Here is a 12,336-nt window from a genome sequence, read left to right on the forward strand (position 1 = left end):
CGTGGTCAGGTCAGGGGTCGCGAACGTAGGCTGGTGCAAGTCGAGGTCTTCCGGCGGATGGTCAGTGTGAGAACTTCCATCCTGGAAGACCTCGACGCCTATCCGCGAACCAACCGCCCGCCCTCGCTTACACCCTCAACTGCGAAGAGCCTCTTTATTGGAGCGTTCATGGTGACAATTCCCGCCCCCATTGCTGCGGCTTTTCACCGACAGATGCATGATGTGTCCCCCTGGGGGGCAACGAAGCCTGGTCGCAAAGCTGCTGATAAGGCGACACCGGGAATGATCCGCGGCTATGGGTTTGTTTTCTTGATATTGCTTTCGATCTCGATCTGGCTGAACTTCATCCCTAAACTTCTGGCGGAACGATACCTCATGCAGCTATCCGGTCCGCTCTTTCTCGCCTGCGCGATCGCCACCGCTGGGACCGTGCGGTACATAACCGGAATGCAGCGTCGCTCTCGACCGTCTGAGCGAATCAACGCGGTCGTTCTGACTCTCTTGTCGGTTGGGCTTCTCGTGGGTGCTGTGTTGCTCTCCCTGGTCTCTCGTTAGGCTCGATCTTCACCGGTCATCGAGATCCAGTCTTTCGCCAGGCTGCCGACGGCCCCGACGCTGACTACCGCCGAATCAATGCGCTGCGGCGCCCTCAGCCCGTAGGCAGGAGGGTGGCGGCGGCGCGGAGGCAGTCGATGAACGCGTGACGGGTGGCGTCCTCGTCCTCGCTCTCCCGCCATGCCGCCAGCAGGCGGGTGGTGGGGGATCCGGCGATCGGGACCACTGTGATCGACGGGGGTGCGAGCTGGCGCACTGACTCGGGGAGAATGCTGGCGCCGACGCCGGCCGCGACGAAGGCCAGCGCCGTCTCCTGGTGCACCACCTCCTCCACCACGCGCATCGTGCCGGGGGTGATTCCGAGGGTCTCGTCCACACGCGTGACGAACCCCGCCATGAGCGAGCGAGGGTAGGAGATCATCGGCACCTCGAGGATGTCCGTGACGCTCACCTCGGTGCGCGAGGCCAGCGGATGATCGCTCGGCAGGCACATCACCAGGCGTTCCTCGAACACCACCTCGGTGGCGAGAGTCGGACCGAAGGCGCTGTTCGGGAGGTCGTCGCGCACGATGCCGACGTCGAGGGTTCCCTCGCGCAGCCGATCGAACTGCTCGCCCGATGTGAGCGGCACCAGGGAGAGGGAGACGCGCGGGCGCTCGGCGCGGAAGCGACGCGTGACCTCGGGCAGCACCGTGTAGTTCGCGGAGCTGACGAACCCGACCGTCAGCTGCCCGGCCAGCCCGTCCACGTAGTCGCGCATCTCCGCGCGGACGCCCTCGACCTCCTCGATGATCCGTCGCGCCCGCTCCTGCAGGTGTCGGCCGGCGGGGGTGAGGGACACGCGCCGGGTGCTGCGCTCGAAGAGCGGCACTCCCACCTCCTGCTCGAGCCGGCTCACCTGAACGCTCAGCGGAGGCTGCGACATGTGCAGTCGTCTGGCCGCTCGACCGAAATGGAGCTCGTCCGCCACCGCGAGAAAGTAGCGCAGCTGACGGAGTTCCATGAGGGCACGATACGCCGGCCGTATTACCGCGACGTTTCCGGATCATTGCGAGCAAAACGCTATCAATCCGAGCGAGAAAAGGTATTTGACCAGGGTTTGTTCTGACCGCTTCTCTGGAGGGGAAGGACTCGATGAAAGGCCCACACCATGACCGCAGACACCCGGATCGACATGCTCTACCTGAGCGAGCCTGACGTGATCGCCGCCGGCATGAAAGACATGGACCGCTGCATGGAGGTCATGGAGGAGGTGCTCGTCCTTGTCGCGAAGGGCGACTACCGGATGGCCGGGAACTCCGCCAACTCGCACGGCGCGCAGATCAGCTTCCCGCAGTCGTCGCCGTTTCCCACGATGCCGCTGGACGCCGCAGACCGCCGGTTCATGGCCATGCCCGCGTACCTCGGCGGGCGCTTCGATGCCGCCGGCGTGAAGTGGTACGGCTCCAACGTCGACAATCGCGAGAAGGGCCTCCCGCGATCGATCCACCTCATCGTGCTGAACGACAAGGAGACCGGCGCACCGTTCGCGATCATGTCGGGCAACCTGGAGAGCGCCTACCGCACCGCCGCGGTCCCCGGTGCCGCCGCCAAGAAGCTCGCCCCGGTGAACGCCACGACGCTCGGGATCATCGGCCCCGGCGCGATGAACAAGAGCGCGCTGCACGCCATGACCGCCGCTCGGCCCACGCTGCACACGATTCGCATCAATGGTCGTCGGCGGTCCACGTCCGAGGCGTTCGCTGACTACGTGCGCGAGCACTACCCGCAGTTCACCACGATCGAGATCGCTGAGACCGTGGAGGCCGCGGTGCGTGACTCCGACATCGTCTCCGAGGCTGTCACGGGTCTGGTCGGCTCGGAGAACTATCCCTACATCGACGGCGACTGGATCAAGCCGGGAGCCTTCCTCAGCCTCCCCGCGAACCTGCGGATGGACAAGGAGTACACGCTCTCCGGCAAGGCGCGACTGATCGCCGACGCGAAGAAGATCTATGAAGCCTGGGCCGAGGAGTACCCGGCGCCGTCGCACGAGACGGCGTTCGGCATGATCGGTCTCTACTGGCAGGACCTCATCGAGGCCGGCGAACTTGACGAGTCTCGCGTCGTGAACATCGGTGACGTCTTCCAGGGCACGGCCGCGGGTCGCGAGTTCCCCGAGCAGCCCGTGCTGTTCAGCGTCGGCGGGATGGGCGTCGAGGACGTCGCGTGGGCGAAGACCGTCTACGAGAACGCCCTCGAGCTCGGCATCGGCACCACGCTGAACCTCTGGAACACGCCGGACCTGGCCTGATCATGCCCGGTTCCGTCTCCGCACGCGCGGAATCCGCCACGTACGCGATCATCGGCGCAGGTCTCACCGGTGCGTCGGTCGCCTGGCGACTGGCCCAGTCGGGTGCCGACGTCATCGTGCTGGAGCGCGATGTGCCTGCCTCTCCGCAGGGGAGCTCTCACGGGTCCGCGCGCATCTTCCGCTACGGCTACCTCGATCCGTTCTACGCCAGTCTCGTCGTCGATGCGCGCCGGTCGTGGGACGAGTTGGAGGCCGCCAGCGGTCGCCGACTCATCACCCCGAGCGGAGCCCTGGACTTCGGATCGGTGCGCGATCCGCGTGCTCTCGCCGACGTTCTGGACAGCGTCGGGGTGGAGCACGAGCTGCTCGCCCGCACGGAGGCCGCGTCGCGCTGGCCGCACCTGGACTTCGACACCGAGGTGCTGTGGCACCCCGGTGCCGGTGTGATCGACGCCGAGGAGTCGGTGCTCGCGATGCTCGACCTCGCGACAGCCGCCGGGGCACAGGTGCGCACGGGGTGGGAGGTGGTCTCGGTGGCCCATCGCGGCAGCGGGTACGTGCTCGCCTCCGCGACCGGCGAGACCCTGTACGTCGAGCAGGTGATCGTCGCCGCCGGGGGATGGCTGCCCGCTCTCCTGCGCGACCTCGACCTGCCAAGCACCTTCGCGCGATCCCTTCCCGACTTCGAGGTGCGGCAGGAGAACGCCTTCCACTTCCCCTATCGCGCGCTCGCCGATCAGAGGGAGCCCGCACCGGGCGAGTCCACGTCGTGGCCCACCTTCATCTACAAGGGGGAGAACATCCAGACCTATGGCCTGCCGGGTGGCCGGGACGCGCAGTTTCGCGGCCAGAAGGTCGCGGAGTACAACGGCGGCAGGCGGATCGTGTCGGCCTACGCGCAGGACGGCGTCGTCGACGCGGCGAACCGCGCGCGGGTCACGCGCTTCGTCGCGGCCTTCGCTCCGGGTCTCGTCCCGGAGCCGTACGAGGAGACCACGTGCCTGTTCACCAATGTCCCGCGCGACGACATGATCATCGACCGCGCGGCCGGCATCACGATCGTCTCGCCGTGCTCGGGGCAGGGAGCGAAGTTCGCCCCGCTGCTGGGTGAGATCGTTCACGACCTCGTCACCGGCACCGCGCCTGCCGCGGAGCGGTTCCGCGCGACGGGTCAGCGATTCGCGGCGGTGGTGTGAATGACGACGCACGCTGATGCCAACGCCCTCCTCGCCGAGATCGCATCGATCGGAGTCGATGCCGACCGCGGCGGATACTCGCGCCCGGTGTTCTCGGGCGCCGAGCTCGAGCTGCGTGCCTGGTTCCAGCGCCATGCCGAGCAGCGCGGGCTCGCGGTGGAGACCGACGGCAACGGGATCATCTGGGCCTGGTGGGACGTCGAGGGCTGCGATCGCACCGATGTCATCGTCACCGGTTCACATCTGGACTCAGTGCCCGGAGGCGGCAATTTCGACGGCCCACTGGGGGTCGCCAGCGCCCTCGCGGCGGTGGATCTGCTGCGCGAGCGCGGGGTGGAACCCTCGCGTCCGCTCGCCATCGCCGTCTTTCCGGAGGAGGAGGGATCGCGGTTCGGTGTCGCCTGTCTCGGTTCTCGACTGCTCTCCGGTGCCGTCACGCCCGAGCGGGTGCGCGAACTTCGAGATGAATCCGGACGCGACTACACCGCGGTGTCCGCGGAGGCAGGTTTCGATCCGAAAGCCATCGGGGCAGATCCCGCTCGTCTCGCCGCGATCTCGGCCTTCATCGAACTGCACGTGGAGCAGGGGCGTGGACTCATCGACCTCGGCGAGCCGGTCGCACTCGCCGGCACGATCATTGCCCACGGCCGCTGGCACGCGCGCATCGAGGGGCGCGGCGACCACGCCGGTGCCACGCGGATGGCGGATCGGCAGGATCCCGTCGTCGTCGCGGCCGAGACGATCCGAGCCCTGCGGGCGCACACGCTCGTCATCGATGATGCCCGCGGGACGGTCGGCCGGATGACGGTCACCCCCGGCGGGACCAACGTCATCGCGTCGGCGGTCGATCTGTGGCTGGACGTTCGTCACCGCGGCGAGGACGCCGTGCGGCGCATCGTCAGCGAGGTCGTCGCGGCCACCGGTCGCGCCGCAGACGCAGAGGGATGCATCGTCACCGTGACGGAGCAGTCCTTCTCCCCGACGGTCGCCTTCGACACGGCGCTGCGTGATCGCATGCAGAGCGTGCTCCCCGACGCTCCGGTACTCGACACGGGTGCCGGCCACGACGCCGGTGTTCTGGCGGAGTCCATTCCCACCGGGATGATCTTCGTCCGCAACCCCACCGGGTCTTCGCACACCCCCGCGGAGACCGCCGAGGCGGCAGATGTCACGGCGGGCGTCGCAGCGCTCACCGCCGTGCTGCAGGACCTGCTCGCCCCCTGAACCCGCGCCCGGAATCTGACGATTCCCGGGCTACCCGACTTGCATCACGAAAGGAATGACATGGACATCACCTCCCAGGTGAACACCGGCTGGATGCTTACTGCAACCGTCGCCGTGACGCTCATGCTCCCCGGACTCGCGCTCTACTACGGCGGACTCTCCCGCACCAAGAACATCCTGAACACCATGATGATCGTGCTCGGCGGCTTCGCCGTGACCGCGGTGCTGTGGGTGCTGTTCGGCTACAGCCTCACGCTCGGGAACTCGATCGGCGGCGCCGGCCTGCTGGGCGATCCCACCAACCTGTTCGGAATCCAGTCGCTCCTCGGAGCGGAGACCCCGGAGGGCGCTGTTCCGGCGATCCTCATCGCCGTGTTCCAGCTCATCTTCGCCGGCCTCACCGTCGGCATCATCGGCGGCGCTGTCGAGGGCCGCATGAAGTTCTCGGCCTGGCTGATCTTCTCCGGGCTGTGGGCCACTCTGGTGTACTTCCCGGTGGCGCACTGGGTGTTCGCCTTCGATTCGGCAGACGGATCGACCATCGGCGGCTGGATCGCCAACCGACTGCACGCCATTGACTTCGCCGGCGGTACCGCGGTGCACATGAACGCGGGTGTCGCGGCGCTCGTGCTGGCCTTCTTCCTCGGCAAGCGCCAGGACTTCCCGCACGTCGGCCGACCGGGCAACCTCCCGATCGCCGTGGTGGGCGCGGGTCTGCTGCTGGTGGGCTGGTACGGCTTCAACGGCGGATCGTCGGGCGGCATCAACGACAGCGCCGGCGTCGCGGTGACCAATACGCTCGTCGCCGCGTGCGCGGGCCTGCTCGGCTGGCTCATCATCGAGCGCATCGTGCGCAAGGCGGCCACCTCGCTGGGTGCCATCTCCGGTGTTCTCGGTGGCCTGGTCGGCATCACGCCCGCGGCCAACTCGGTGTCCCCGATCGGTGCGGTCATCATCGGACTCCTCGCCGGAGTCGTGGCCTTCGCGACCCTGGGACTCAAGGAGAAGCTCGGCTACGACGACGCGCTCGACGCCGTCGCGATCCACATGTTCCCTGGCATCTTCGGCACCCTGGCGATCGGCTTCCTGGCCGATCCGTCCTCCCCGGCCGGTGCCACGGGCATCTTCTTCGGCGGCGACTGGAGCCTGCTGGGCACCCAGGCACTCGCGATCGTCGCGGTGTTCGTGTACACCTTCATCGTGACGGCGCTGATCGCCTGGCTGCTGAAGATCACCGTGGGGCTGCGGGTCAGCCAGCGCACCGAGCGCACCGGCCTGGACACCACGCTGCACGCCGAGACCGCCTACGACCTGGACGATGTGCGCTCCTGAGCGCCGCGACTGAGACAAGGACACGATCATGAAGCTCATCACCGCAGTTCTGCAGCCCAGCGCACTGGAGCCGGTTCGCACCGCGCTCGCCGAGGTCGGGATCACCGGCATGACGATCTACGACGCGAAGGGTCACGGCGGGCAGGCCGGAAAGGTGGAGGTCTACCGCTCCCAGCGCATCCGGGTCGACTTCCTCCCGAAGATCTCCCTGGAGATCGTCGTCGCCGATGAAGAACTGGAGGCCGCGGTCACGGCCATTCAGGAGGCGGCGCGGACGGGTGCGATCGGCGACGGCAAGATCTGGGTCACCGACGTGCTGCAGGTCATCCGCGTGCGCACCGGTGAGACCGGCCCCACCGCGATCCGCTGACCCGACGTCGTGAGCGTAGGAACATGCGCCGAGTCGATGATGAATCCGACGGATCGGTCATCGACTCGGCGCATGTTCCTGGATTCGGAACAGCCGGTGACTGACGTCGACGTCGTGCGGCCCACAGACGTGCCTGCGGAGCCGTGGGCCAATGGCCTCGGCGTCACCCGCGTGCTGGTGTCGCGGCCGCACTGGCGCATCAGCATCGCCGACATCGACGCGGTGGCGCCGTTCTCGTTCCTCCCCGGCCGTGATCGACTGCAGATTCCTCTCACAGCTGCGGGAGTGACGCTGCACGGCGGAGCGGAGCGCCGCCAGCTCGCACCGGGCGAACCAGTGTGGTTCCGAGGCGAGGACCGTGTGGTCGGCCACCCTCCGATCGGGGGCGCGACGGTGCTCAACGTGATGACCGATCGCGCGCACGCAGTGCTCCAGCTGGGGCTGACCCGCGAGACGGTGGTCACGGGCGCGGATGCCGTCGTCGCGCTCGCGGACGCGCGGATCCAGGGCCGCGATGAGACGCCGGGCACTGTGGTGCTGCCTGGTCGCGACCCGGTTCGTCTCGTGTCGCGGGAAGCCGTCGCGGTCCTGCGCTGGCTTCCGGCCGTATCCGCCCGGTGAGGGCGGGCCCGTCAGAGGCGGGCCTCTCCGACACGCCAGTACCCGGAGAAGGTGATCCGGTCCTTCGCGACACCGTGATCCACGAGGTGGCGGCGGATCTCCTGCACCGCCAGCCGCTCCCCGCACACCCAGGCATAGTCGATGCGGGCGCCGAGATCCGCGTCGCGCACTGCGGCCACGAGTCGATCGCCGGGGCGGTCACCACCGCGGAGAACCCATTCCACGTCCCCCGCGAGCGGCTGGGCGTCGGCGGGGTCGCCGATCTCGATGAACACCCGGGTGTGATCGCATGAGGTGTCTTCCAGGATCCGCGCGATCGCCGGAAGGGCGGTCTCATCGCCCACGATGATCCGGGTGCTCGCTTCGGGAAGCGCGGCGTAGAGCGCGGTGCACTCGCGCACGCCCAGTACGGAGCCGATCCGAGCCCGCAGGGCGAACCGCGTGCCCGGTCCCTCATCACCGTGCACCACGAAGTCCACGTCGATCTCCCGCTGCGCAGGGCGGTGCGCGCGCAGCGTGTACCAGCGGAGGTCGGGTCGTTCGTGCTCGGGGATCTCCGCGACAGCGGCGCGGATGTTCTCCCCGCCCTCCTCCGGCAGGCGCAGCGGTGCCTCGTCATCACGCGGCATGAGAAGACCGAGGTACTCGTCCGGCCCGATCGGCGCGTAGTCGGAGAACTCTGCCGCCGTGAGCGTGAGTCGTCGCATGTGCGGGGTGAGCTGGCGGGTGCGGGTGACGGTCGCCAGGAAGACGCGGGCACCGACGCGACGGGGGCGGCGCGGGGCGCGAGCGATGCGGGCAGGATCAGCCACGGCGGGCTCCTTCTCTGAACAGCAGCCACAGGAAGAACCCGCCGCCGAGCGTGATGGTGACCGCGCCCACGGGGATGGGAGCCGGGAAGGCGTAGAGGGCGAGCAGGTCGCTGGCCAGCAGCAGCACCGCGCCGGTGAGCCCGGCGACGATCAGGCTCGCCCGGCCGCACAGCAGCCGTGCGATGTGCGGTGCGACGAGTGCCACGAAGGAGACGGGGCCGGCGGTGGCCACCGCGACGGCCACCAGCAGCGTGGCGCAGATCAGCAGCACCCACCGAGCACGCGTGACGCGGACGCCGAGCGCCGTCGCCAGCTGGTCGCCCAGCGGCATCATCCCCGCCGCGGGTGCGACGGTCGCGATGATCGGCATCACGACCACGAGGGCTGCGGCCGCGGGGATCAGATCCGACCAGCCGCGACCCTGCAGCGAGCCGACCAGCCAGGTCTGCGCGGTGGTGGCGCTCGCCACGAAGACCTGCGTGAGCACGTAGTCGACCACCGCCATCGCGATTGCGGACAGCGCGACTCCGGTGAGGACGAGCTGCACGCCATGCAGTCCCGAGCGCGCGGTGAGCAGCATGATGACACCCGCCATGACCACCGCCCCCACGATGGCGCCGAGGGCCGCCTGGTCGATCGAGCCGTTCCACACCAGGAACACCGTGACGGCACCCACGGAGGCGCCACTGCTGATGCCGATCACGTCCGGGCTGGCCAGCGGGTTGTGAGTCAGAGTCTGGAACACCGCCCCGGCGACCGCCAGGCAGACACCCACGATGATCGCCACGAGCGCGCGGGGCAGGCGGCGACCGAGCACGAAGAAGCCGTCGAGGCGCGCCGGCGGATCGCCAAGAAGCGTCCGCACCAATGCTTCCGGGGTCACCACGTACTCGCCCACCATGAGCGCCGTGACGCACAGGGCCAGCAGCAGCGCGCTCATCGCGACGGTGCACCAGAGGATGCGTTTACTCACTCGCAGCGACCAGCGACGGCGCGCGACGACGAGATCGTCGGGCAGGAGCGCGGTCACGACAGCCCCGCCCGTCGCCGGCCCTGGACGAACGCGATGAGCAGCGGCCCTCCCACGAACGCCATGACGATTCCCACCTGCACCTCGGCACCGCGCCCGATCACTCGTCCCGCGGTATCGGCCAGCAGGAGCATCGCGGGGGCGACGACCAGTGCGAGCGGCATCACCGCGCGCAAGTCCGGGCCCACCAGTCGTCGCAGCAGGTGCGGCACGACGAGACCCACGAACGAGATGGGGCCCGCGATGGCGGTGGCCGTCCCGCACAGCAGGGTGACCGCCACGAGGCCGAGAGCGCGCACCAGTCCCGGGCGCACGCCGAGGGCGATGGCGCTGTCATCGCCCAGGGACATCAGGTTCAGCACCGGGGCCAGCAGCAGTGCCAGCACCGCGCCGACGATGACGAACGCGATGAGGGCGAGCACGTCGTCCGCGGGACGCGCGGTGAGGGAACCCACCCGCCAGAAACGGAAGACGTCGAGGATGCGCTCGTCGGTGAGAACCAGGGCCTGTGTGGCGCCGCCCAGGATGGCGGAGAACGCCACCCCGGCCAGCACCAGCCGCACGGGGGAGGCTGCCGCGAAGCGAGAACCGGAGAACCAGAAGATCACGACGGAGGCGACGGCCGCACCGGCCAGAGCCAACCAGACGGTCCCGCCGACGCCGAGGGCGCCGAACGCGGCGAGTCCCGCCACCACGCCGAAGGATGCGCCAGCATTGACACCCAGCATGCCGGGATCAGCGATCGGGTTTCGGGTGAGTGCCTGCATCAGCACTCCCGCCGCGCCGAGGGCCACGCCGCACAGCAGACCGGTGATGGTGCGCGACACCCGCAGTTCGCCGACGATGTTGAGGACGTTCCGGTCTCCGGTCCCGAACAGTGATCCCACCACCTCGTCGAACGGGATGAAGCGAGCTCCCATCGCGAGGCTGAGCACGATGGTGGTGGCGAGCAGAACCACGCTGATCAACGCGGCCCGCCACGGCCAGCGCGCACGGGTGCGATCACCGGCCTCGGCACGCGCGCTGATCAGGGACTCAGAACTCATATTTGGTTAGCCTACCCAAACCTTCATAGGATGAAGTCCCATGAAGACAATCACCCTGCGTCGCCTTCGAACCTCCACCGTGCTGGCAAGCCTGGCAGGACTCGCCCTCCTGGCCGCCGGTTGCAGTGCGCCGGCCGCCGGACAGCCCGCGCAAGCCGAGGCGACGTCGACGGGGTACTCCGTGACGCACGCCATGGGGGAGGAGGAGTTCGACGCGGTTCCCGAACGTATCGTCGTGCTGGACTCGCCGCCCCTGGACGCGCTGGTCGCCCTCGGCATCACCCCGGTGGGCGCTCCGGAGATCGGCGCCGGCCGTGGATTCCCGGCCTATCTCGCCGATGAGCTGAGCACCACCACGCCGGTGGGCTACATCGCCGAACCCGACATCGACGCCATCGCCAACCTCGCGCCCGACCTCATCATCGGCTCCAAAGTCCGCCATGAGGCGCTCTACGAGGAGCTGTCGGCCATCGCGCCCACCGTGTTCTCGGAGGACACCGGGACGAACTGGACCGAGCAGGCCGAGCTCACCGCCGCCGCCGTCAACCAGACGGAGGAGATGGATGACCTGATCGCCGGCGTTCAGGAGCGAGCGAAGAGCGTCGGCGAGGCCGTGGGGGCCGCTGACAAGACCGCATCCATCGTGCGATTCCGCTCCGACAACTTCCGCCTCTACGGTCCGGGCACGTTCTCTGGCACGCTGCTCACCGACATGGGCTTCGACCTCGGCGCCGACCGCGACTGGAACGAGTACTCCATGATGGAGCTCAGCCCTGAGCTGTACGAGCAGATCGATGGCGACGTGGTGTTCTACACGAGCCCGGGCGGGGATCCTGCCGCCACCACCGAGCAGAAGATCACCGGTCTGTGGGGTGGGCTGCCTGCGGTCAGCGCGGGGAACGCACACTCCGTGGATGATGACACGTGGATGGTCGGCATCGGCGTGATGGGCGCCGGACTCGTCATCGACCAGGTCGAACAGCTGCTCGGCTGAACCCCGGCTCCCGCCCGTGCGCGCTCTCCGGCGCGCGCGGGCGATCCCTGTCCCGAAGGAAAGCATGTCCTCATCCGCACCCGCGCTCGAAGCCCGGAACCTGGTGGTCGCTTACGACGAGCGCATCGCGGTCGACGGCGTCGATCTCGAGCTGCCCGCCGGGTCCTTCACCGTGATCCTCGGCCCGAATGCCTCGGGGAAGTCCACCGTGCTGCGTGCGATGGCGCGCGTCCTGAAGCCGCAGACCGGCCAGGTGCTCTTCGACGGACGGGCGCTCGCGGACTACGGCACCAAGGAGCTCGCCCGTCGCATGGGCCTACTCCCGCAGGACGCGATCGCCCCCGAGGGCATGCGGGTGGCGGACCTGATCTCCCGCGGGCGCTACCCGCACCACACGCCGCTGCAGCGATGGACAGCAGCGGACGCCACCGCCGTGCGCGACGCGATGGCGGCGACGCGGACCACGGAACTCGCCGAGCGTGCGGTCGACCAGCTGTCGGGTGGACAGCGCCAGCGAGTGTGGGTGGCGCTGCTGCTGGCGCAGCAGGCTCCCGTGATGCTGCTCGACGAGCCGACCACGTTCCTCGACATCGCGCACCAGTTCGACCTGCTCGATCTGCTGAGCACCCTGAACGGGGAGGGGAAGACCGTCATCGCGGTCCTGCATGACCTGAATCAGGCGGCCCGATACGCGGATCACCTGGTTCTCATGAAGGAGGGTCGCGTGGTGGCCACCGGAGCGCCCGCCGATCTGATGACGGCGGATCGCATCCGCGAGGTCTTCGGCATCGACTCCGTCGTGATCGATGATCCGGTGACGGGGACTCCGCTGGTCGTGCGGCGCTGACATACCCCGCGAGACT

At 68.6% G+C, this 12,336-nt stretch carries 13 protein-coding genes; 9 read left to right on the forward strand and 4 right to left on the reverse strand.

Annotation, left to right across the window (positions count from 1 at the left end):
• The coding region (locus ACI3KU_RS13215; RefSeq protein WP_404922768.1) for a hypothetical protein at window positions 1-555 on the forward strand (555 nt) is incomplete at its 5' end.
• A 94-nt stretch (window positions 556-649) separates the two neighbouring features.
• On the opposite strand, the gene ACI3KU_RS13220 is transcribed toward ACI3KU_RS13215, so the two are convergent.
• Window positions 650-1,558, reverse strand: a complete 909-nt coding sequence (locus ACI3KU_RS13220; RefSeq protein WP_404922769.1) for a LysR family transcriptional regulator — start codon at window positions 1,556-1,558, stop codon at window positions 650-652.
• Between the two features lie 147 nt (window positions 1,559-1,705).
• Here ACI3KU_RS13220 and ACI3KU_RS13225 point away from each other — a divergent pair, with 147 nt between their 5' ends.
• The 6 genes from ACI3KU_RS13225 (at window position 1,706) to ACI3KU_RS13250 (ending at window position 7,591) form a co-directional block, all read left to right on the forward strand.
• Window positions 1,706-2,848, forward strand: a complete 1,143-nt coding sequence (locus ACI3KU_RS13225; RefSeq protein WP_404922770.1) for a tyramine oxidase subunit B — start codon at window positions 1,706-1,708, stop codon at window positions 2,846-2,848.
• Between the two features lie 2 nt (window positions 2,849-2,850).
• Window positions 2,851-4,044: an FAD-dependent oxidoreductase gene (locus ACI3KU_RS13230; RefSeq protein ID WP_404922771.1), complete on the forward strand. Its 1,194-nt coding sequence runs from the start codon at window positions 2,851-2,853 to the stop codon at window positions 4,042-4,044.
• Window positions 4,045-5,268 (forward strand): allantoate amidohydrolase, encoded by a 1,224-nt coding sequence (locus ACI3KU_RS13235; RefSeq protein WP_404922772.1) that lies wholly within the window; start codon window positions 4,045-4,047, stop codon window positions 5,266-5,268.
• A gap of 60 nt (window positions 5,269-5,328) precedes the next feature.
• Window positions 5,329-6,600: an ammonium transporter gene (locus ACI3KU_RS13240; protein ID WP_404922773.1), complete on the forward strand. Its 1,272-nt coding sequence runs from the start codon at window positions 5,329-5,331 to the stop codon at window positions 6,598-6,600.
• A gap of 28 nt (window positions 6,601-6,628) precedes the next feature.
• Window positions 6,629-6,970 (forward strand): P-II family nitrogen regulator, encoded by a 342-nt coding sequence (locus tag ACI3KU_RS13245; RefSeq protein WP_404922774.1) that lies wholly within the window; start codon window positions 6,629-6,631, stop codon window positions 6,968-6,970.
• A 72-nt stretch (window positions 6,971-7,042) separates the two neighbouring features.
• Complete coding sequence (locus tag ACI3KU_RS13250) at window positions 7,043-7,591, forward strand: HutD family protein (protein WP_404922775.1); 549 nt, start codon at window positions 7,043-7,045, stop codon at window positions 7,589-7,591.
• A gap of 11 nt (window positions 7,592-7,602) precedes the next feature.
• Here the strand turns inward: ACI3KU_RS13250 and ACI3KU_RS13255 are convergent, their stop codons facing one another.
• Genes ACI3KU_RS13255 through ACI3KU_RS13265 form a run of 3 tightly spaced genes read right to left on the reverse strand, consistent with a single transcriptional unit; the run spans window position 7,603 to window position 10,479 of the window.
• Entirely contained in the window at window positions 7,603-8,403 is an 801-nt protein-coding gene (locus ACI3KU_RS13255; protein ID WP_404922776.1) for a siderophore-interacting protein, read from the reverse strand.
• The gene (locus tag ACI3KU_RS13260; RefSeq protein WP_404922777.1) at window positions 8,396-9,433 is read right to left on the reverse strand and encodes a FecCD family ABC transporter permease; all 1,038 of its coding nucleotides are present in this window, start codon (window positions 9,431-9,433) and stop codon (window positions 8,396-8,398) included. The genes ACI3KU_RS13255 and ACI3KU_RS13260 overlap by 8 nt, the downstream gene beginning before the upstream one ends.
• Complete coding sequence (locus tag ACI3KU_RS13265) at window positions 9,430-10,479, reverse strand: FecCD family ABC transporter permease (RefSeq protein ID WP_404922778.1); 1,050 nt, start codon at window positions 10,477-10,479, stop codon at window positions 9,430-9,432. The genes ACI3KU_RS13260 and ACI3KU_RS13265 overlap by 4 nt, the downstream gene beginning before the upstream one ends.
• 40 nt (window positions 10,480-10,519) lie before the next feature.
• Here ACI3KU_RS13265 and ACI3KU_RS13270 point away from each other — a divergent pair, with 40 nt between their 5' ends.
• Together ACI3KU_RS13270 and ACI3KU_RS13275 are read left to right on the forward strand one after the other, a co-directional pair.
• Window positions 10,520-11,473: an ABC transporter substrate-binding protein gene (locus tag ACI3KU_RS13270; RefSeq protein ID WP_404922779.1), complete on the forward strand. Its 954-nt coding sequence runs from the start codon at window positions 10,520-10,522 to the stop codon at window positions 11,471-11,473.
• A gap of 64 nt (window positions 11,474-11,537) precedes the next feature.
• On the forward strand, window positions 11,538-12,320 hold the full coding sequence (locus tag ACI3KU_RS13275) for an ABC transporter ATP-binding protein (protein WP_404922780.1): 783 nt from the start codon (window positions 11,538-11,540) through the stop codon (window positions 12,318-12,320).
• The last annotated feature ends 16 nt before the right edge of the window (window positions 12,321-12,336 follow it).

It is taken from the genome of Microbacterium sp. ZW T5_56, assembly GCF_044987425.1.
Taxonomy (GTDB): domain Bacteria; phylum Actinomycetota; class Actinomycetes; order Actinomycetales; family Microbacteriaceae; genus Microbacterium.